The sequence below is a fragment of the Methylobacterium sp. J-048 genome (genome assembly GCF_022829515.1).
Classification (GTDB): Bacteria; Pseudomonadota; Alphaproteobacteria; order Rhizobiales; family Beijerinckiaceae; genus Methylobacterium.
Window position 1 is genome coordinate 1 of sequence record NZ_JAKSYL010000243.1, and the last position, 18986, is coordinate 18986.

The following is an 18986-nucleotide window of genomic DNA, read 5'->3' on the forward strand; positions in this document are numbered from 1 at the left end:
CGGCACCGTCGACGAGGACCGCATCATCCGGGGCATGGTCGGCCGCGAGATGGCGAACCGGTATCCCGCCCGCGAGCCGCGCCTCGGCGACGTCATGCTCGAGGTGCGCGACTGGACGGTGCATCACGCCGTCCATGCCGACCGGGCGGTGGTGCGCAACGTCAGCCTCACCGTCCGCAAGGGCGAGATCGTCGGGATCGCCGGCCTGATGGGCTCGGGCCGCACCGAGCTCGCCATGAGCCTGTTCGGCCGCGCCTACGGCCAGGGCATTTCGGGCCGGGTCCGGATCGAGGGCCGGGATGTCGATGTCTCGACCATCGGCAAGGCGATCGCGGCGGGCATCGCCTACGTCACCGAGGACCGCAAGCAGCTCGGCCTCGTGCTCGACGAGACCATCACCAAGAACACCACCCTGGCGAACCTGCCGGGCGTGTCCACGGCCGCGGTGATCGACGAGGACAAGGAGCGCGGCGTCGCCACCGATTACCGGACCAAGATGCGCATCCGCTCCTTCGGCGTCGCGCAGCAGACCGTGAACCTGTCCGGCGGCAACCAGCAGAAGGTCGTGCTCAGCAAGTGGCTGTTCACGCATCCCAAGGTGCTGATCCTCGATGAGCCGACGCGGGGCATCGATGTCGGCGCCAAGTACGAAATCTATTCGATCATCAATGAGTTGGCCGATGGCGGCCGGGGCGTGCTGATGATCTCGTCGGAGATGCCGGAGCTGCTCGGCATGTGCGACCGCATCTACGTGATGAACGAGGGGCGCTTCGTGGGCGAGTTCCAGCGCTCGGAGGCGAGCCAGGAGGCGATCATGCGCGCGATCATGCGCTCGAAGGAACTGAACGTATGACCGAGATCTCTGCGGCCAAGACGATGCCCTCCGGCCCCGATTCGATCCCGGACGCCAAGCCTGCCGCCGATGCGCGTGCCAAGCGCGGCTTCCTCGGGACCTCGCAGTTCCGGGATTACGGACTGGTGATCGCGCTGCTGCTGATCACGCTGTTCTTCGAGTACACGACGAACGGCGTGCTGTTCCAGCCGCTCAACCTGACCAACCTGATCCTGCAGAACAGCTACGTCGTCGTGATGGCGCTGGGCATGCTGCTGGTCATCGTGGCCGGCCATATCGACCTGTCGATCGGCTCGATCGTCGGCTTCGTCGGCGCGCTGGCGGCCCTGCTGATGGTCCGCTTCGGCATCGATCCCCTATCCGCGACGATCATCTGCCTCGCGGTCGGCGCGGCCATCGGCGGGCTGCAGGGGTCTTTCGTCGCCTATCTCGGCATTCCGAGCTTCATCGTCACCCTGGCCGGCATGCTGGTGTTCCGCGGCCTGACCCTCGCCCTGCTGCAGGGCGCCTCGATCGGGCCGTTCCCGGAGGTGTTCCAGCTTCTCGCCAAGGGGTTCCTGGTCAATTTCGCCGGCCCCTGGACCTCGGTTCTGATCGGGCTCGTGCTCGCGCTGCTCCTGCTCGGCATGAACTGGCAGCGCCGCGCCGTGCAGGTCCGCCACGGCAGCCAGCCCGACAGCCTGGCCTCGTTCATCCTGCGCAACGGCATCGTCACCGCCGTGATCCTCGCCTTCGCGTACCAGATGAGTTCGTATCGCGGGCTGCCGAACGTGCTGATCGTGATGTTCGTGCTGGTGATGCTCTACCGCTTCGTCACCACGCGGACGACGATCGGGCGGCGGATCTACGCGCTCGGCGGCAACATCAAGGCCGCGCGCCTGTCCGGCATCAAGACCGAGCGGCTCACCTTCCTGACCTTCGCCAATATGGGTGCCCTGGCCGGGCTCGCTGGCATGATCTTCGCCGCACGCCTGAACACCGCGACCCCGAAGGCCGGCGTCGGCTTCGAGCTCGACGTGATCGCGGCCTGCTTCATCGGCGGCGCGTCGGCGGCGGGCGGCATCGGCAAGGTCTCGGGCGTCGTCATCGGCGCGTTCATCATCGGTGTGATGAACAACGGCATGTCGATCCTCGGCATCGGCATCGATTACCAGCAGGTGATCAAGGGTATCGTCCTGCTCGCCGCGGTCTGCCTCGACGTCTACAACAAGAAGAACCGCGCCTGACGCCAGAAGACGGCCGGTCCGTCGCCGCGGATCTACGCGGTCCGTCGGGGCTGCCGGTCGTCGCTGCGCTGCCGTTGGCTCCCCAGCTCGGGGAGGTCGCGGGCGGGCTGTACGATCTTCGTCATGAGCAGCTGATGCGGCTGCGGACCCGGCAGGAGCGGGATCGTCTGCGGCTCGGGTGCCGGCGGTCGCGGGGTCGGGACGGGCGCCCGAGGCTTCGGCGTCTTCGGTGCCGGCATCGCCGAGAAGCCGACACACAGCACCAGGCACGACAGACCGGTCACGACGCTCTCAACGGACGGATCCGGATGGGTCATCATGTAACCGAGCCCGCCGAGCCCTGAGCCGGCGGCCAGGATGCGGGATAGGGACGGATAGGAGGGCATGCCCAACAATCGGGGCAGCGCCCTTGCGGGTCGGTCAAACCGATCTGCTCAATTGTCGCGATCCGAGCCTGCCCTGTCCTGGGCGCATGCCCAGCGCCGGTTCGCTCAGGTCTTGCGCGCGACGGTGAAGCGGGCGGCGTCCCGCAGGGTCCGCGCACCCTCGCCCCAGAGCGCCACCGCGTCCTCGCAGACACCGACCAGGCGGTCGCATTCGGCCCGGGCCCCGTCGAGGCCGAGGCGGTCGACCAGCGTGGCCTTGCCGGCATCCTTGTCCTTGCCGGTGGCCTTGCCCATCGCCTCCGGGGAGGCCTCCCGGTCCAGAATGTCGTCGGCGATCTGGAACGCCTGGCCCAGCGCCAGCCCGTAGCGCAGCAGCGCCGCCCGCTGCCCTTCGTCGGCGCCGCCGACGATCGCGCCGGCTTCCACCGAGAAGGCCAGGATCGCGCCGGTCTTCATCGCCTGCATCCGCAGGGTGTCGTCCACGTCCATATTGGCCGCGCCGAACCGCCCCTCGGCGGTGAGATCGAGCAGCTGACCACCGACCATGCCGCCGAGGCCGGAGGCGCGGGCCAACCCGAGCACCAGGTCGGCGCGGATCCGCGCGTCGGGCTGCCAGGTCGGGTCGGCGACGATCTCGAAGGCCAGCGTCTGCAGGGCGTCGCCCACCAGGATGGCGGTAGCCTCGTCGTAGGCCTTGTGCACCGTCGGCTTGCCGCGGCGCATGTCGTCGTCGTCCATGGCCGGCAGGTCGTCGTGGACGAGGCTGTAGCAATGCACGAGCTCGACCCCGGCGCCGGCCGCGAGCGCGGCGGCTTCGGAGCCGCCGAGCATCCGGGCAGTCTCGATGGCGAGGAACGGGCGCAGGCGCTTGCCGCCGCCGAGCACGGCGTGCCGCATCGCCTCCATCAGGCGCGGCGGCCGGGCGATCTCGCCGGGGCCGACTTCGGGGCCGAGCCGGTCGACCAGAAACGTCTCGACCGTCTCGGCGACCTGCGCCAGCCTGTGGGAAAACTCGGAGGCGGGGGTGCCAGCCTTGACCGAACCGGTCTGAGCCTGCGTTGAGGAAGTCGAGGTCATCGGGCGCTGCGTCCGGTCTTGGCCTGGCGAAATCAATCGGGCGTCGCTTTGCGCGGAGATGAAATCACGTTTGACCGAACCGGACCCAGGCGGAACGCGGCAGAGCGCGATTTGCCACGCGCCCGCCCGAGGCGGTCCCGCCGTGTGCGCCGGATCGTGGGAGCGCTGCTGCTGCTCCCCGCCATCGGATTCCTCTTCACGCTCACGCTGGCGCTCGTCTATAGCGCGGTGACGCCGCCGTCGACCCTGATGCTCGGACGGTGGTTGACGCTTCAGCCCGTGAGCCGGGATCCGGTGCCGCTCGCCGCGATCGCGTCAGTGCTGCCGCAGGCGGTGATCGCCTCGGAGGACCAGCGCTTCTGCCTGGATTACGGCGTCGATTTCGGGGCGATCCGCGAAGTCGTGGAGGACGAGGATTCACCCAGCCGGGGCGCCTCGACCATCGCCATGCAGACGGTGAAGAACGTCTTCCTGTGGCCGGGCCGCTCCTACATCCGCAAGGTTCTGGAGATCCCGCTGGCGCTGGCGCTCGACGCGCTGTGGGGCAAACGGCGGATGATGGAGATCTACCTCAACGTCGCCGAATGGGGCGACGGGATCTACGGCGCGCAGGCGGCGAGCCGCCATTGGTTCGGCAAGGATGCGAGCCGCCTGACCCGGAGCGAGGCGGCCCTCCTGGTCGCCGTGCTGCCGAACCCGATCACCCGCAGCGCCGGCCGCCCCTCCCCCGGGGTCCGCCGCCGTGCCGCGCAGATCCAGGCCATGATGGGCCAGATCGAAGGGCTCACGGGCTGCCTGCGACGGTAATTTTTTACGTTTAGCCGCGCGCTGCCCGCTCGCTAGCGCTCTTGATCGACGCGAGGGTACGGCGGCGCACGAGGCCGCTGACGGGGCGGATCAGCAGCCAGTAGGGCGTGAACTTCAGGCGCGCGGCGCGGCTCGCGCAGGACACGCGCGTCTCGGTGACGAGCCGGGTCCGGCCGGCGGGATCGCGCTGCGTTGTGAAGGCTAGGGCGAGCTTGGCGACGTGGGTCGCGTCGAACGCCAGGAAAGCGGCGCCGTCGGCGATCGGTTCCAGGCCGAAATCCGGGCGCCAGAACCGGCCGATCAAGCCGTAGACGAGCTCGCTCTCGCTTCGGTCGAGCAGCGTGAAATCGTGGAATCCGAACGGCGCGCGCAGAGCCCCCGGCTCGCTGAGGAGGCGCATCGGCATCTCCCGCAGGCCGATCATGAGCCGAAAGAACCGGTCCGAGTCCGGGCGGTAGGCGACGACGCTGTCGAGGATCCCGGCCGGCTCGGCGGCCACCAGGCAGGCATGCGTCTCGCTGAACTGGTAGGTCGGCAGGTATCGGTCGAGGAGGCGCATGCCGGTGTCAGACAGTGTGGGATTTCGCCGCTCGGGCCGATCGTCCCACACCGTCATACGATCGAACCAGCCATGGGCGTCCCCGACTCGCGACATCCGGACTCGATATAGGTTGATCGAGCCGCACACGGACGCAAGGCCGTTGCAGGCGGTAGCAGCCGCCGAATCGGCTCTGTAAGAGGGGCGCCAGATCCGCGACACCTGGGACCCACCGATTATGAACGACGCCGTCTACGACCTCACCCTCGAGCGCATCGCCCTGATCCGCCGGATGGTGGTCGCCTGGAACGGCGCCGAGCCCGGCGCGCCGATGATCCACCCGGAGGCGCCCTACGGCAGCCACGATCGCGACGGCGACATCGCCAACGTCACGGGCGACGACGACGGCGCCGAGGAGGAGCACCGGGCGCTGGAGGACGGGATCGCCGTGTTCTCGCAGAACGCCAAGCTCAAGCCCGGCCGCTACCAGTACCACAACCCGCTCGCCAAGCTGAATTGCGCCGCGATCACCGACGTGTTCCGGGATGCCGCCACCGGCGAGACCCCGGAACACATCACCTTCGCGGTGACGGACGAGCACCTCGCGCTGATCCCGCGCCTCAACCACGTCTGGGACGAGGCCCACGGCGTGCCGCGCATCGACCCGGACCGGCCCTATGGCGGGACGGAGCCGTATACGCTGGACATGGGCCGCCATCTCGGCGGTGCTTCCGATGAGGACAGCCTGGCTCGGCTCCACCGCGAGATGCAGCCGGCCTTCCAGATCTTTCTGCGCTACGCCGATCTCGGGCCCGGCGTGTTCCGCCGGAACGCCGCGGCGTTGTGGGAGCCCGCCTGAGCGCGGGCCCCCGGGGACGCTCAGGCGTCCCGCTTCTTGCGCTGCGCCAGGGTACGCAGCCGGAGCGCGTTGAGCTTGATGAAGCCCGCCGCGTCGCGGTGGTCGTAGGCGACGGCGCCCTCCTCGAAGGTCACGAGGTCCTGGTCGTAGAGCGAGTGCGGGCTCTCGCGGCCGATCACGTGGACGCCGCCCTTGTAGAGCTTCAGCCGCACCGTGCCGGTGACCTTCTCCTGGCTCTTGTCGATCAGCGCCTGGATCATCTCGCGCTCGGGCGAGAACCAGAAGCCGTTGTAGATCAGCTCCGCGTATTGCGGCATCAGCTGGTCCTTGAGGTGGGCTGCGCCCCGGTCCAGCGTGATCGACTCGATTGCCCGGTGGGCCGGCAGCAGGATCGTGCCGCCTGGCGTCTCGTACATGCCGCGGCTCTTCATGCCGACGAAGCGGTTCTCCACGAGGTCGAGCCGGCCGATGCCGTTGTCGTGGCCGAGCTGGTTGAGCTTTGCCAGCAGGCTCGCGGGCGATAGCGTCTCGCCGTCGATCGAGACCGCGTCGCCCTTCTCGAAGCCGATCGTGACGATGGTCGGCGTGTCCGGCGCCTGCTCGGGCGAGATCGTCCGGGAGAAGACGTAATCGGGCACCTCGACGGCCGGATCCTCCAGCACCTTGCCCTCCGAGGAAGCGTGCAGCAGGTTGGCGTCCACCGAGAACGGGCTCTCGCCGCGCTTATCCTTGGCGATCGGGATCTGGTGCTGCTCGGCGAAGGCGATCAGCTGCTCGCGGGAGCGCAGGTCCCATTCCCGCCAGGGGGCGATCACCGTCACGTCGGGCTTGAGCGCGTAATAGCCGAGCTCGAACCGGACCTGATCGTTGCCCTTGCCGGTGGCACCGTGGCAGACCGCGTCGGCCCCGAGCCGCTCCGCGATCTCGATCTGCTTCTTGGCGATCAGCGGCCGCGCGATCGAGGTGCCGAGCAGATACACGCCCTCGTAGACGGCGTTGGCCCGGAACATCGGGAACACGTAGTCCCGCACGAACTCCTCGCGCAGGTCCTCGATGAAGATGTTTTCGGGCTTGATCCCGAGCAGCTCTGCCTTGCGGCGGGCCGGCTCCAGCTCCTCCCCCTGGCCGAGATCGGCCGTGAAGGTGATGACCTCGCAGCCGTAGGTGGTCTGCAGCCACTTCAGGATGATCGAGGTGTCGAGGCCGCCGGAATAGGCCAGCACCACCTTCTTCACGGGGCTCTTCGCGGGATCGGACATGCTGGTTCCGGAACTGGTGCAGGGTGTCGGCGGCTTATCGCGGGTGTCATCGGCCTGCAACCGGCGTGCCGCTTCGCGCGTAGCCTGTTGCCGGACGATCGACAGCGTTTCGCCTCATGACGGCCTTGCGGCCGTGTGAGGCACGGCGCGGCGCGGGCATTGCCTGATCCCCGCAGCACGAAGAGCATCGGAGAAGCGAAGTCCATGGCGCGCCAGCCAACCCTGGAGTTCTGGTACGAATTCGCCTCCTCGTATTCCTACCTCGCGGCAATGCGGATCGAGGCCGCTGCGGCTGAGGCCGGGGTCGCGGTACGCTGGCGGCCGTTCTTGGTTGGGCCGCTGTTCGCGTCGCAGGGCTGGACGACCTCGCCGTTCAACCTCTACCCGGCCAAGGGCAAGAACATGTGGCGCGACGTGGAGCGCGAGGCCGCCCGGCTCGGGCTGCCGCCGCTGACCCGGCCGGCCCAGTTTCCCCAGAACAGCCTCAGCGCGGTGCGCGCGGCGGTCTACGGCCACGATCAGGATTGGCTGGTGCCTTTCTCGAAGGCGGTTTTTTCCGCGAGCTTCGCCGAGGGCCGCTCCATCGCCGAGCCGGCCGCCGTGGTCGAGATCCTCGATTCGCTGGGCCTCGACGGCACCCAGACCGTGCGCGCCGCCGCCGGCGAGGCGAACAAGACCCGGCTGCGGGTCAGCGTCGAGGAGGCGCGCTCCCGCGGCATCTACGGCGCCCCGACCTTTTTGGCCGATGACGGCGAGCTGTTCTGGGGCAACGACCGCCTGGAACAGGCCTTGGCCTGGGCGGTCGGTGACCGGCCGGCCGGGATTCGGTAGGGCGACGTTCACGGAGCCGCGCCATCACGGCGAGGCGATCCCGTAGGCCGCCCAGCCTCGGCCAAACCCACTCTTTATCCCGGACATTTTCCATGACGCTGTCCCGTCGTCACCTCCTCGCGATCGCTGCCGGCGCTTCCCTGGGTGGTGGATTGGGGCGTGCCGCCGCGCAATCCTACGGCCAGCGCGTCGCGGTCACCGGCGACGACGGAAGGCCGGTCGCGAACTCGATCCTGCCGGGTGAAATCACCGGGCAGATCCCGGGCCTGCGCGGCGTCACCTATGCCGGCCCGCGCGAGGGCCAGACCACGCTCTACGAGTTCTTCGACTTCAACTGCCCGTACTGCCGCAAGGCCGCGGCCGACGTCGTGGCCCTGCACGAATCCGATCCGGACCTGCGCATCGGCCTCGTCAGCAACCCGATCCTGTCGCCGCAATCCGCCCAGGCCGCGAAGGTGATGCTCGCGGTCCAGCGCAAGCTCGGCTCGGCCGCTGCGTGGACTTTCTACCGCACGCTCCTGGGCAAGCCCGGCCGCATCGACGGGCCCGGCGCCCTCACCGCCGCGGCTGCCCTCGGCATCCCACAGGCGGAGGTCGAGGAGATCGCCGACAGCGACGAGGTCCGGCTGGCGCTCAAGGGCCAGATGCGGATGGCGGCCGATCTCGGCCTCTACGCGACACCCTCGTATGTCCTGGGCAACAGCGGTATCCTCGGCCATCCGGGCGCCAACGCCATGGCAAAGATGATCGCCAGCACGCGCCGGTGCGATCGGCTCGCCTGCTGAGTCGATCGTGCGCGTCGGCCCCGGCTTGTGCCCGCCCGCGCGGCGATGCAGATTCGGGTGGCTTGAGGGACGTCCATGACCTACGAAGCGCCCACCCGGCCGGCCTTCACGACGCACAGTCCTGACCGCCGCTTCCCGATCGACACGCTCGACGCGGTCACGCTCGCGGCCGACGCGCAGACGGACGATGGCGAGACCGTTCCGGCGGGGACGGTCGGGACCGTCGTGGCGGTCTGGGGCGAGGCAGAGGCGTTCGACATCGAGTTCGACGCGCCCTTTACCGGTCTCGTCACGATCGACCGGGAGATGATCCGCGAGCACCGGCGGCCGGCCTGAGTGCGGCCCTACATTGCCTGGCCGGCCGGGTTCAACATCGCGCCGGCCAAGATCGCCGGCTATCTCCTGAACGTGTCGGGCGGCAGCCCTGGCAAGGCCCGCTGGTGGCTCTCGCAAGGTTTCGCGGTGGAGGCTCCCGAGCCGCTGATCGACGCCCTGTTCGAGCATACCTCCGCAACGAATTTCGTCGGCATCCGCGTGCCGGCCAAATTGTGGGGCCATCGCCTTGTGTTCGAGGGCCCGATCCGCACGCCGCTGGCCTCGACCCCGGAGGTGCGCTCGGTCTGGCAAGTGAGCTACGGAACCTCGACCGGCGTCCGCGGCGTCGCCGACCTCGTGACCGCGCATCGGATCTGACGTCACACTTCCGCCGCCGTATCGCGCAGAGCGGCCCCGGTCCGTGTTGCGTGCGGCCATGCTGGCATGCTAGGCGGTCGCCGCGCCACAAGGGGTGGTTCTCGACCCTTCCCGTTGCTGGCGCGATCCCACGTCCCGAACGAGATCCGTACCGCGTTCCCGGCCGGAGCGCGCGGATCGGGCGGGCAACAGAGAAGAGAGCGACGGGTGGCGCAGAACGGTTCCGAGGCTGGTCCCCTGGTCGCAGGCGTGGCGGGCCGGTACGCTTCCGCCCTCTTCGAGCTCGCGCGTGACGAGCGCCAGATCGACGCGGTCGCTGAAGCCCTCAATCAATTCGATGGGTTGCTGAAGGAGAGCGCGGATCTGCGCCGCCTGGTCCGCAGCCCTGCTTTCACCCCGGGCGAGCAGGAAGCCGCCATCGGCGCCGTCCTCGACCGCGCGGGGATCGGCGGTCTGGCCGGCAACTTCATCCGCCTCGCGGCGTCGAATCGGCGCCTGTTCGCGCTGCCGGGCATGATCGCCGCCTTCCGGTCCCTGGTCCAGGATTCGAAGGGCATCGTGCGCGCCGAGGTACGGGTGGCCGAACGGCCGTCCGATGCCTTGATCGAAGAGATCAAGGCGTCCTTACGCGACATCGCCAAGTCCGATATCGATCTCGACCTGGTCATCGACCCGAGCCTGATCGGCGGCCTCGTCGTCCGCATGGGCTCGCGCATGATCGACGCGTCCCTCAAGACCAAGCTCAACGGTATCCGCCTCGCGATGCGGGCCGCGCAGTAAGCGCGCCCCATCCGATCCGAACATGCACTGACGATTTAGCGACAGAGGCCCGAGTATGGACATCCGCGCAGCCGAGATCTCCGCGATCCTGAAGGACCAGATCAAGAACTTCGGCGAAGAGGCCGAGGTCTCCGAGGTCGGTCAGGTCTTGTCCGTCGGCGACGGCATCGCCCGCGCCTACGGCCTCGACAACGTCCAGGCCGGCGAGATGGTCGAGTTCGAGTCGGGCGTGCGCGGCATGGCGCTCAACCTCGAACAGGACAACGTCGGCATCGTGATCTTCGGCTCCGACCGCGAGATCAAGGAAGGCCAGACCGTCAAGCGCACCGGCGCCATCGTGGACGTGCCGGTCGGCAAGGGTCTGCTCGGCCGGGTGGTCGACGGCCTCGGCAATCCGATCGACGGCAAGGGCCCGATCGTTTCCACCGAGCGTCGCCGGGTCGACGTGAAGGCGCCGGGCATCATTCCGCGCAAGTCCGTTCATGAGCCGATGGCCACGGGCCTGAAGGCGATCGACGCCCTGATCCCGGTCGGCCGCGGCCAGCGCGAGCTGATCATCGGCGATCGCCAGACCGGCAAGACCGCCATCGCCCTCGATACCATCCTCAACCAGAAGCCCGGCCATGCCGAGGGCGGCGATGAGAAGTCGAAGCTCTACTGCATCTACGTCGCCATCGGTCAGAAGCGCTCCACGGTCGCCCAGTTCGTGAAGGTGCTGGAGGACCAGGGCGCCCTGGAATACTCCATCGTCATCGCGGCCACCGCGTCGGATGCCGCGCCGATGCAGTTCATCGCGCCCTTCGCCGGCTGCGCCATGGGCGAGTATTTCCGCGATAACGGCATGCACGCCGTGATCGTGTATGACGACCTGTCCAAGCAGGCGGTCGCCTACCGCCAGATGTCGCTGCTGCTGCGCCGCCCGCCGGGCCGCGAGGCTTATCCCGGCGACGTGTTCTACCTCCACAGCCGTCTGCTGGAGCGCGCCGCCAAGATGGGCGATGCCGCCGGCAACGGCTCGCTGACCGCCCTGCCGGTCATCGAGACCCAGGCCAACGACGTGTCGGCCTACATCCCGACCAACGTGATCTCGATCACCGACGGCCAGATCTTCCTCGAGACCGACCTGTTCTACCAGGGCATCCGCCCGGCGGTGAATGTCGGCCTGTCGGTGTCGCGGGTGGGCTCCTCGGCCCAGACCAAGGCGATGAAAAAGGTCGCCGGCAAGATCAAGGGCGAGCTGGCGCAGTATCGCGAGATGGCGGCCTTCGCGCAGTTCGGCTCCGATCTCGACGCCTCGACCCAGCAGCTCCTGAACCGCGGCTCGCGGCTCACCGAGCTTCTGAAGCAGCCGCAATTCTCGCCGCTCAAGATGGAAGAGCAGGTCGCCGTGATCTACGCTGGCGTGAACGGCTACCTGGACAAGCTCCCGGTCAGCAAGATCCGCGCGTTCGAGGACAGCCTGCTCAGCACGCTGCGCTCGAAGCACCAGGACCTGCTCAGCGCCATCGCCACCTCGAAGGATCTGTCGGACGAGAGCGCCGGCAAGCTCAAGAGCGTGGTCGAGGGCGTGGCCAAGTCGATCGGCAACTGATCAAACAGCCACCACGGTGACCTCTCCGCCCCCGGCGGAGGGGGTCTGGAGTGAGGCCGGTGCCGCAGGTACCGTCGGCCGCCGGACCCGGCACCACCCCCACCTTCGGCTCCTTCCCGCATGGGGGAGGAGAGGCCCTGGAACGGATCTGGACGCGGCCCGATGGCGAGTTTGAAGGACCTGCGCAACCGCATCACCTCGGTGAAGGCGACGCAGAAGATCACCAAGGCCATGCAGATGGTCGCCGCCGCCAAGCTGCGCCGGGCGCAGATGGCCGCCGAGGCCGGCCGCCCCTTCGCCGAGAAGATGGCTCAGGTGCTCGGCAATCTCGCGGGCAATCTGGTCGGCGGCGTCGGCGCCCCGAAGCTGCTCTCCGGCACCGGCGCCGAGCAGACCCACCTCCTGGTCGTCTGCACCGGCGACCGTGGCCTGTGCGGCGCGTTCAACTCCTCGATCGTCCGCCTGGCGGTCCGGGAGCACATCCAGAAGCTCACCGCCGCGGGCAAGACCGTCAAGATCATGACGGTCGGCAAGAAGGGCGCCGACCAGCTTCGCCGTCTCTACCGCGACCAGATCGTCGAGAGCATGGATATCCGCGGCAACCGTCCGGTGGATTACGAGTTCGCGGCCGAGATCGCCAACAAGATCCTGACGCGTTTCGAGGCTGGCGAGTTCGACGTCGCGACGCTGTTCTACTCCGAGTTCCGGTCGGTGATCTCGCAGATCCCCACCGCGCAGCGCCTGATCCCCGCGGAGCTGCCCCAGGCCGACACCTCCGTGAAGAGCGCCAACGGCAACGCCGCCCTGGAGTTCGAGCCCTCCGAGGAGGCGATCCTGGAGACGCTGCTTCCGAAGAACCTCACGGTGCAGGTCTATCGGGCGCTCCTGGAAAACGCCGCGTCCGAGCAGGGTGCGCGCATGAGCGCCATGGACTCGGCCACCCGCAATGCGGGCGAGATGATCAAGAAGCAGACGCTGATCTACAACCGCACGCGTCAGGCCATGATCACCAAAGAACTCATCGAGATCATCTCGGGCGCGGAAGCCCTCTGAGGCTCCGCGACCTGTACGCACAGCTTGAAGGGTAGGTATACGATGGCGAACACCGCACTCCCCGGCGCCGGCTCCAACAAGGTCGGCAAGATCACCCAGGTCATCGGCCCCGTGGTCGACGTGCAGTTCAGCGGGCACCTGCCCGAGATCCTGAACGCCCTGGAGACCAAGAACAACGGCGCCCGCCTCGTCCTCGAGGTTGCCCAGCAGCTCGGCGAGAGCACCGTCCGCTGCATCGCCATGGACACCTCCGAGGGTCTGACCCGCGGCCAGGAGTGCACGGATACCGGCGAGCCGATCAAGGTGCCGGTGGGCATGAACACCCTCGGCCGGATCATGAATGTCATCGGCGAGCCGATCGACGAGCTCGGCCCGGTGGTGTGCGACACCTATCGCGCCATCCACCAGCCGGCCCCGTCCTACGCCGAACAGTCGACCGAGGCGCAGATCCTCGTCACCGGCATCAAGGTCGTGGACCTGCTGGCCCCCTATTCCAAGGGCGGCAAGGTCGGCCTGTTCGGTGGCGCGGGCGTCGGCAAGACCGTGCTGATCATGGAGCTGATCAACAACATCGCCAAGGTGCACTCCGGTTATTCCGTGTTCGCCGGCGTCGGTGAGCGCACCCGCGAGGGCAATGATCTCTATCACGAGATGATCGAGTCCAAGGTGAACGTCGACCCGAAGGAGCATGGCGGCTCGGCCGAGGGCTCCAAGTGCGCCCTGGTCTACGGCCAGATGAACGAGTCCCCCGGCGCTCGCTCGCGGGTCGCGCTCACCGGCCTGACCATCGCGGAGCAGTTCCGCGACGAGGGCCAGGACGTGCTGTTCTTCGTGGACAACATCTTCCGCTTCACCCAGGCGGGCTCCGAAGTGTCGGCGCTTCTCGGCCGTATTCCGTCGGCCGTGGGCTACCAGCCGACGCTCGCCACCGACATGGGCGCCCTGCAGGAGCGCATCACCACCACCACCAAGGGCTCGATCACTTCGGTGCAGGCGATCTACGTGCCGGCCGACGATCTGACCGACCCGGCGCCCGCCGCTTCCTTCGCCCACCTCGACGCCACGACCGTGCTGTCGCGCTCGATCGCCGAGAAGGGCATCTACCCGGCGGTGGACCCGCTGGACTCGACCTCGCGCATGCTGTCGCCGGCGATCCTCGGCGAGGAGCATTACGATGTCGCCCGCCGCGTCCAGCAGACCCTGCAACGCTACAAGGCGCTCCAGGACATCATCGCGATCCTGGGCATGGACGAGCTGTCCGAGGAGGATAAGCTCACCGTCGCCCGCGCCCGCAAGATCGAGCGCTTCTTCTCGCAGCCCTTCACGGTGGCAGAGGTGTTCACCGGCTCGCCGGGCGTGCAGGTGCCGCTGGAAGACACCATCAAGGGCTTCAAGGGCCTGGTGAACGGCGACTACGACGACCTGCCGGAGGCCGCCTTCTACATGGTCGGCACGATCGAGCAGGCCCAGGAGAAGGCCAAGAAGCTGAAGGCGGCGTAAGCTGCTCCCTCCCCTCCCCCTTGCGGGGAGGGGTCGGGGGTGGGGGTGGTTCAGGATTGAGCGTTTCGGTGCCGTCTGCACCACCCCCACCTCCACCTCCTCCCCGCAAGGGGGAGGAGCGCGCGTTGCGGGTTCGGGAAGCTAGAGACCGATGGCCACCTTCCACTTCGATTTCGTCGGCCCCGAGCGGACGCTGTATTCCGGCGAGGTGACCGCCGTTCAGCTGCCCGGCACCGAAGGCGAGATGACCGTGATGCCGGGTCATGCCCCGGTCCTGACCTCCCTGCGGGTCGGCGTCATCGTGATCACCGAGAGCCAGGGCAGCGGCAAGCGGATCTATGTCCGCGGCGGCTTCGCCGATATCGGCCCGACCGCCGTGACGGTCCTCGCCGAGCGCGCTGCGCCGATCGAGGAACTGACCCACGCCTCCCTGGACAAGGACATCGAGGCGGCCGAGCTGCAGCGCGATGCCACCGAAGACTTGCAGAAGCGCGAGGAGCTGAACGGTCAGATCGTCCAGCTTCAGGAGACCAAGGCGCTCCTCAAGCTTTAAGGTTGGGATTGGCGCGCGCCGTCAAGGGCGCGTTTGAGCAACTCGGCCCGCGCCTCGGCGCCGGTCGGACATCCGCGCTCCAGCCAGAGCACCCGCGCCGCGGCCAGCCCGCGGCCGATGGACGGCCCGGTCGGCAGGCCCGCCGCCACCAGATCCGCCCCCGCCAGCGGGAAGCGCGGCGCACCCCCCTCCCCAGCTAGAGCCTGAAGTGCCCGGCGCGCGTCGTCCTCCAGGACGGGCCGCGGCTCGCCGGACAGGATCGCCAGGGTGTCGTTCAGTCGCGCCAGGCCGTGCTCCGCCGCGAGCGCGCGGGCCGCTGGCGCGTCGATCGCAGCTGTGCGGCCGTGGAGGTCGGCCAGCGCGTCGGCATAGCCGGTGAGCTGGATGTGCTCCTGCTTCGACAGGCGCAGCCGATCCCGCAGTCGATCCGCATCGTGCCGCCCGCCGACCGAGAGCGCGGCCAGGCGCATCACCGGTGCGAGCGATGCGGCACCTGCCCGTTCCAGCCGACCGAGTTCGGCGACGCCGCCGGTGATCCGCTGGAGCAGTCCGGTAGCGCTCAGGGTGCCGACCATCGGCGCACCGCCCGGCGCAGCCAGGAGCTTCAAGAACTCCGACCGGACCCGCTCCCGGGAGAGACGGTCGAGGGCGTCCCGGGCGGCCACGCAGGCGGCCAGCGCCGCCTCATCCGGCGCACCGGTGCCGAAGCGGGCGTGGAAGCGGAAGAAGCGCAGGATCCGCAGGGCATCCTCGCGGATGCGGATGTCCGGATCGCCGATGAAGCGGACCCGTCCGGCTTCGAGATCGGCGAGGCCCCCGACCGTATCGTGCAGGCGTCCGTCGGCCCCCAGGGAGAGGGCGTTGACGGTGAAGTCGCGGCGCTCGGCATCGCGGGCGAAATCGCTGCCGAAGCGGACCACCGCGTGGCGGCCATCGGTCTCGACATCCTCGCGCAGGGTCGTGACCTCGATCGGTCCGTCCTCCGTGACCAGGGTGATCGTGCCGTGCTCGATCCCGGTGGGCACCGCCTTGAGGCCCCGCGCGTTGCGAGCCGCTGCAATCACCGCCTCCGGCAAGAGCGTGGTCGCGAGGTCGATATCCGCCGACGGCTTCCCGAGCAGCGCGTCGCGCACGCAGCCGCCGACCAGGCGGGTCTCGGCGCCGGGCACATCGAGGGCCGCGAGCGTCCTGCCCACGCCCGGCTGGACGAGGAGCGCCGCCAACGCGCCGTGATCGAGCACCTGCGTCACTTGAATGCGCCCGGCACGAGGCGGCCGTTCTCCATGTGGGTCGGCACGTAGCCGCCGGCCCGGCGCTCCGAGAAGAGGCCTTCATAGACCAGCGTGCCGATCACCACGGCGAGGCCGGCCAGCACCAGGCGGACGATGTGTGGATCCCAATGCACCCGGCGCAGCGGATTGCGGCCGACCAGCACGAGGTAGACCATGAACAGCGCGAAGGGGATGAGGAAGAGGCCGAACTCTTCGATGAGGCGGCGCAGCATGACGGTGTGTAGCCTTATCCCGCAGGGTCAGCGCTGGAGCGAGCGGCTGTTCTACGCGAACGACAGCCCAGTCCAGCTCTGTGTCATCGCATGAGCAGTCCGAAAGACCGGATTCCTCTTTGCCGCATCAGGCTTCCGTCTCCGGGTAGAGGCGCTCCCGAAGGTTGTTCAGGATCCCGGCAGTGACGCCCCAGATCAACCGGTCCTCGAAGGTCAGGGCATAGTACCGGCGCGGCCGTCCCTGCCAGACCCGGGCATGAAGGACGTAGCGGTCCCGATCCATGAGCACCGAGAGCGGCACCTCGAACACGTCCGCCACCTCGGCGGGGTTCGGCGTGAAGGCGGCCTCCGGCAGGACTTCGCCGATCACGGGCGTAACCAGGAATCCCGTGCCCGACAGGTAGGGGTCGAGATAGCCGAGCAGGCACACGGCCGCTGGCGACAGACCGATTTCCTCGTGGGCTTCCCGCAGCGCCGCATCCGCCGGGCCGGGATCGGCGGGGTCGATCTTGCCGCCCGGAAGCGCGACCTGCCCGGAATGGTCGCGCAGGTTGGCGGCACGCTGGGTCAGAACCAACTGCGGGCCGTCCGGACGGAACACCACCGGCACCAGCACGGCGGCCCGCCGGTGCGGGGGTGGTGGGACCACGGCGCTGCCGTCGGGGTCGAGGCTGTGGTCGCCCCGGGGATTCGAGGTCGGATCGTCCGGCCCCGGCGGGTTCGGGGACAGGTGGGACGCGGCGCGAGCGAGGAAATCGGAACGCGGGTCGCTCACGCGGCCTCGGCCGGAGCGATGATGTGGAAGGTGCCGCCTGCCCATAGGCCGAGGAACGGTCGCCCGTCGATCACGCGCTCTTCGGCGAGATCGACCAGATCGTAGGTCAGCGCCCGGGTCACCAGCGCCCAGAGCCCGCGGCGGACATGGAGATACGGCTTCAACGCCCCGTCTGGCCCCTCCTCGAAGCGCAGGGTGTGCTCGGAATTGACGCCGACGAGGTCGTCGACATTGGTTCGGAACGAGATTCGCCTGCCCTCCCCCGTCCCATCGACCGCCATCTCGACGGCAATGAAGGCGGCATCCTCCACGGTGATGCCGACGCTCTCCACCGGGGTGACCAGGACCACCCGCCCGTTCGGCTCGCGCCGCAGGATGGTGGCGAACAGTTTGACCAGCTTCTCGCGGCGAATCGGGGAGCCGTTGTGGTGCCAGGTGCCGTCGGCGGCGATGCGGATGTCGATCATCCCGCAAAACGGCGGATCCCATTTTTCGACGGGCGGCAGCCCGCGCTTGGGCAGGTCGCCCAAGGCTGCGCTGAGGCGGCTCAGGGTCGGGTCGGGGGCGGGATCGTCAGTCATGCCCGTTACAGATAGCGCCCCGGAGGCTCAGCAACCACGGTCGGATTGCTACCTGTTGCCCCTACCCTTCCCGTCCCGGTTCAGGCCGGTCCGGCCCCCTGCGTGTTCACATAGACCGCGTAGAGCGACTGGCTCGCGGTCATGAACAGGCGGTTCCGCTTCGGGCCGCCGAAGGTGAGGTTGCCGCAGACCTCCGGCAGGCGGATCCGGCCGATCAGCTTGCCCTGCGGCGACCAGATTGTGACGCCGTTGTAGCCCACGGCGCGGCCGGCATTGCTCGCCACCCAGAGACTGCCGTCGACATCGGCCCGCATGCCGTCGGGGCCGCATTTCACGCCGTCCACGACGCATTCCGAGAACAGCCGCTTGTTCGACACGGCGGCACCGGTCCCGACGTCGAAGGCGTAGATCTCACCCTTGCCGCCGGGGCCGGTATCGCCCGGGCCTTTGCCGGTGGAGGAGAGGTAGAGCGTCTTATGATCGGGCGAGAAGCACAGGCCGTTGGGGTTCGGCACCTGCGCGTCGGTCAGAACCTGATCGATCCGGCCGTTCGGGTCGATCCGGTAGAGGGCGTTGGGGAGTGCGCGCTTGCTTGTCCGCAGACCGACCGGCTGGCCGAGTCGCGGGTTCAGACGGCCCTGCGGGTTCGAGGGGCCGCCGGCCTCGTCCGGCGTTCCCTCGTACAGCTGGCCGCCGTAGGGCGGATCGGTGAACCAGTACGACCCATCGGCGTGCTGCTCGATGTCGTTGGGCGAGTTGAACGGCTTGCCGTCGAAGCTGTCGGCCAGGATCGTGGCGGAGCCGTCGAGCTCATAGCGCACCACCCGCCGGGTGATGTGCTCGCAGGAGATCTGCCGGCCCTGGCGGTCGAAGCTGTTGCCGTTGGAGTTGTTGCTGTGGCTGCGGAAGATTCCGACATGGCCGTCCTCCTCGAGCCACCGCATCTGCCGGTCGTTCGGGATGTCGCTCCAGATCAGGAAGCGGCCGAGGCTGTTCCAGGCCGGTCCCTCCGCCCAGAGCGCGCCGGTCCAGAGGCGGCGGATCGCGCTGTTGGGGACGATGTAGCGCTCGAACGACGGATCGACCGTGATGACGTCGGGATCAGTGAAGTACGTGGTCGGCGACGCGCCGGGGCGGAAGTCGCGCGGCGGGTTGGTCACGGTGCTCGGCGGCTCCGGCTGACCGACGGCGCTGGTCGCGGAGAGCAGAGCAGCGCCGGCTCCGGCAAGCATCGCGCGTCTGCTTGGCCACGCGAATTGAGTCTCAGACGCATCAACCTGCGGTTGCCGCATGATTTTCCTCCCCGTGTGTCGACCGATCGTCGATCTAACTCTT

The 18986-nt window shown here is 68.5% G+C and carries 22 protein-coding genes; 13 read left to right on the plus strand and 9 right to left on the minus strand.

Annotated features, from left to right (window positions below):
- Both MKL09_RS24200 and mmsB read left to right on the plus strand, forming a co-directional pair.
- A partial coding sequence (locus MKL09_RS24200; protein ID WP_244024474.1) for a sugar ABC transporter ATP-binding protein occupies positions 1-853 on the plus strand: 853 nt, incomplete at its 5' end.
- Complete coding sequence (gene mmsB / locus MKL09_RS24205) at positions 850-2079, plus strand: multiple monosaccharide ABC transporter permease (RefSeq protein WP_244024476.1); 1230 nt, start codon at positions 850-852, stop codon at positions 2077-2079. The genes MKL09_RS24200 and mmsB, both read left to right, overlap by 4 nt.
- Positions 2080-2111: 32 nt before the next feature.
- On the opposite strand, the gene MKL09_RS24210 is transcribed toward mmsB, so the two are convergent.
- On the minus strand, positions 2112-2465 hold the full coding sequence (locus tag MKL09_RS24210; RefSeq protein ID WP_244024479.1) for a hypothetical protein: 354 nt from the start codon (positions 2463-2465) through the stop codon (positions 2112-2114).
- A gap of 105 nt (positions 2466-2570) precedes the next feature.
- Entirely contained in the window at positions 2571-3542 is a 972-nt protein-coding gene (locus MKL09_RS24215) for a polyprenyl synthetase family protein (protein ID WP_244024481.1), read from the minus strand.
- A 144-nt stretch (positions 3543-3686) separates the two neighbouring features.
- Here MKL09_RS24215 and mtgA point away from each other — a divergent pair, with 144 nt between their 5' ends.
- A complete protein-coding gene (gene mtgA, locus MKL09_RS24220) occupies positions 3687-4349 on the plus strand; it encodes a monofunctional biosynthetic peptidoglycan transglycosylase (RefSeq protein WP_244024483.1) in 663 nt (220 codons plus the stop codon).
- Between the two features lie 10 nt (positions 4350-4359).
- On the opposite strand, the gene MKL09_RS24225 is transcribed toward mtgA, so the two are convergent.
- Positions 4360-4908 carry a hypothetical protein gene (locus MKL09_RS24225; protein ID WP_244024485.1) on the minus strand — a complete coding sequence of 183 codons (549 nt, stop codon included), beginning with the start codon at positions 4906-4908 and terminating at the stop codon, positions 4360-4362.
- 217 nt (positions 4909-5125) lie between these two features.
- Between MKL09_RS24225 and MKL09_RS24230 the strand changes: the two genes are divergently transcribed.
- Entirely contained in the window at positions 5126-5746 is a 621-nt protein-coding gene (locus MKL09_RS24230; RefSeq protein ID WP_244024487.1) for a hypothetical protein, read from the plus strand.
- A 20-nt stretch (positions 5747-5766) separates the two neighbouring features.
- On the opposite strand, the gene MKL09_RS24235 is transcribed toward MKL09_RS24230, so the two are convergent.
- The gene (locus tag MKL09_RS24235) at positions 5767-7005 is read right to left on the minus strand and encodes an argininosuccinate synthase (RefSeq protein WP_244024489.1); all 1239 of its coding nucleotides are present in this window, start codon (positions 7003-7005) and stop codon (positions 5767-5769) included.
- Between the two features lie 204 nt (positions 7006-7209).
- On the opposite strand from MKL09_RS24235, the gene MKL09_RS24240 reads away from it, so the two are divergent.
- From MKL09_RS24240 to MKL09_RS24280, 9 genes are all read left to right on the plus strand, one after another.
- Complete coding sequence (locus MKL09_RS24240; RefSeq protein ID WP_243971549.1) at positions 7210-7836, plus strand: 2-hydroxychromene-2-carboxylate isomerase; 627 nt, start codon at positions 7210-7212, stop codon at positions 7834-7836.
- A 92-nt stretch (positions 7837-7928) separates the two neighbouring features.
- Positions 7929-8621 carry a DsbA family protein gene (locus tag MKL09_RS24245; RefSeq protein ID WP_244024491.1) on the plus strand — a complete coding sequence of 231 codons (693 nt, stop codon included), beginning with the start codon at positions 7929-7931 and terminating at the stop codon, positions 8619-8621.
- A 75-nt stretch (positions 8622-8696) separates the two neighbouring features.
- Positions 8697-8957 carry a DUF4926 domain-containing protein gene (locus MKL09_RS24250; protein WP_244024493.1) on the plus strand — a complete coding sequence of 87 codons (261 nt, stop codon included), beginning with the start codon at positions 8697-8699 and terminating at the stop codon, positions 8955-8957.
- A complete protein-coding gene (locus MKL09_RS24255) occupies positions 8958-9314 on the plus strand; it encodes a DUF6883 domain-containing protein (protein WP_244024495.1) in 357 nt (118 codons plus the stop codon). It abuts the gene before it with no gap.
- A gap of 207 nt (positions 9315-9521) precedes the next feature.
- On the plus strand, positions 9522-10094 hold the full coding sequence (locus tag MKL09_RS24260; RefSeq protein ID WP_244024496.1) for a F0F1 ATP synthase subunit delta: 573 nt from the start codon (positions 9522-9524) through the stop codon (positions 10092-10094).
- Positions 10095-10149: 55 nt separating this feature from the next.
- Positions 10150-11685, plus strand: coding sequence for a F0F1 ATP synthase subunit alpha (atpA, locus tag MKL09_RS24265; RefSeq protein WP_244024498.1), 1536 nt, complete (start codon positions 10150-10152; stop codon positions 11683-11685).
- A gap of 162 nt (positions 11686-11847) precedes the next feature.
- Positions 11848-12738: a F0F1 ATP synthase subunit gamma gene (locus tag MKL09_RS24270; RefSeq protein WP_244024500.1), complete on the plus strand. Its 891-nt coding sequence runs from the start codon at positions 11848-11850 to the stop codon at positions 12736-12738.
- A gap of 42 nt (positions 12739-12780) precedes the next feature.
- Complete coding sequence (gene atpD / locus MKL09_RS24275; RefSeq protein WP_244024502.1) at positions 12781-14238, plus strand: F0F1 ATP synthase subunit beta; 1458 nt, start codon at positions 12781-12783, stop codon at positions 14236-14238.
- 151 nt (positions 14239-14389) lie between these two features.
- Positions 14390-14791, plus strand: coding sequence for a F0F1 ATP synthase subunit epsilon (locus tag MKL09_RS24280; protein ID WP_244024504.1), 402 nt, complete (start codon positions 14390-14392; stop codon positions 14789-14791).
- Here MKL09_RS24280 and MKL09_RS24285 read toward each other — a convergent pair.
- From MKL09_RS24285 to MKL09_RS24305, 5 genes are all read right to left on the minus strand, one after another.
- On the minus strand, positions 14788-16041 hold the full coding sequence (locus MKL09_RS24285) for a CCA tRNA nucleotidyltransferase (RefSeq protein WP_244024506.1): 1254 nt from the start codon (positions 16039-16041) through the stop codon (positions 14788-14790). The genes MKL09_RS24280 and MKL09_RS24285 overlap by 4 nt on opposite strands.
- A complete protein-coding gene (locus MKL09_RS24290) occupies positions 16038-16295 on the minus strand; it encodes a DUF6111 family protein (protein WP_244024508.1) in 258 nt (85 codons plus the stop codon). The genes MKL09_RS24285 and MKL09_RS24290 overlap by 4 nt, the downstream gene beginning before the upstream one ends.
- Positions 16296-16422: 127 nt before the next feature.
- Positions 16423-17070 (minus strand): CoA pyrophosphatase, encoded by a 648-nt coding sequence (locus tag MKL09_RS24295; RefSeq protein WP_244024510.1) that lies wholly within the window; start codon positions 17068-17070, stop codon positions 16423-16425.
- A complete protein-coding gene (locus tag MKL09_RS24300; protein WP_244024512.1) occupies positions 17067-17651 on the minus strand; it encodes a DUF1285 domain-containing protein in 585 nt (194 codons plus the stop codon). Before MKL09_RS24300 ends, MKL09_RS24295 begins: the two co-directional genes overlap by 4 nt.
- Positions 17652-17731: 80 nt before the next feature.
- Positions 17732-18943 (minus strand): SMP-30/gluconolactonase/LRE family protein, encoded by a 1212-nt coding sequence (locus tag MKL09_RS24305; RefSeq protein ID WP_244024515.1) that lies wholly within the window; start codon positions 18941-18943, stop codon positions 17732-17734.
- Positions 18944-18986: the final 43 nt, after the last annotated feature.

Excerpts from the sequence above, each read along its gene's own strand:
- mmsB (WP_244024476.1), top strand. The coding sequence starts at position 850 with ATGACCGAGATCTCTGCGGCCAAGACGATGCCCTCCGGCCCCGATTCG.
- MKL09_RS24280 (WP_244024504.1), top strand. The coding sequence starts at position 14,390 with ATGGCCACCTTCCACTTCGATTTCGTCGGCCCCGAGCGGACGCTGTAT.
- MKL09_RS24300 (WP_244024512.1), bottom strand. The coding sequence starts at position 17,651 with ATGACTGACGATCCCGCCCCCGACCCGACCCTGAGCCGCCTCAGCGCA.
- MKL09_RS24305 (WP_244024515.1), bottom strand. The coding sequence starts at position 18,943 with ATGCGGCAACCGCAGGTTGATGCGTCTGAGACTCAATTCGCGTGGCCA.
- atpD (WP_244024502.1), top strand. The coding sequence starts at position 12,781 with ATGGCGAACACCGCACTCCCCGGCGCCGGCTCCAACAAGGTCGGCAAG.
- MKL09_RS24230 (WP_244024487.1), top strand. The coding sequence starts at position 5,126 with ATGAACGACGCCGTCTACGACCTCACCCTCGAGCGCATCGCCCTGATC.
- MKL09_RS24290 (WP_244024508.1), bottom strand. The coding sequence starts at position 16,295 with ATGCTGCGCCGCCTCATCGAAGAGTTCGGCCTCTTCCTCATCCCCTTC.
- MKL09_RS24270 (WP_244024500.1), top strand. The coding sequence starts at position 11,848 with ATGGCGAGTTTGAAGGACCTGCGCAACCGCATCACCTCGGTGAAGGCG.
- MKL09_RS24210 (WP_244024479.1), bottom strand. The coding sequence starts at position 2,465 with ATGCCCTCCTATCCGTCCCTATCCCGCATCCTGGCCGCCGGCTCAGGG.
- MKL09_RS24215 (WP_244024481.1), bottom strand. The coding sequence starts at position 3,542 with ATGACCTCGACTTCCTCAACGCAGGCTCAGACCGGTTCGGTCAAGGCT.
- MKL09_RS24245 (WP_244024491.1), top strand. The coding sequence starts at position 7,929 with ATGACGCTGTCCCGTCGTCACCTCCTCGCGATCGCTGCCGGCGCTTCC.
- MKL09_RS24225 (WP_244024485.1), bottom strand. The coding sequence starts at position 4,908 with ATGCGCCTCCTCGACCGATACCTGCCGACCTACCAGTTCAGCGAGACG.
- atpA (WP_244024498.1), top strand. The coding sequence starts at position 10,150 with ATGGACATCCGCGCAGCCGAGATCTCCGCGATCCTGAAGGACCAGATC.
- MKL09_RS24240 (WP_243971549.1), top strand. The coding sequence starts at position 7,210 with ATGGCGCGCCAGCCAACCCTGGAGTTCTGGTACGAATTCGCCTCCTCG.
- MKL09_RS24250 (WP_244024493.1), top strand. The coding sequence starts at position 8,697 with ATGACCTACGAAGCGCCCACCCGGCCGGCCTTCACGACGCACAGTCCT.
- MKL09_RS24235 (WP_244024489.1), bottom strand. The coding sequence starts at position 7,005 with ATGTCCGATCCCGCGAAGAGCCCCGTGAAGAAGGTGGTGCTGGCCTAT.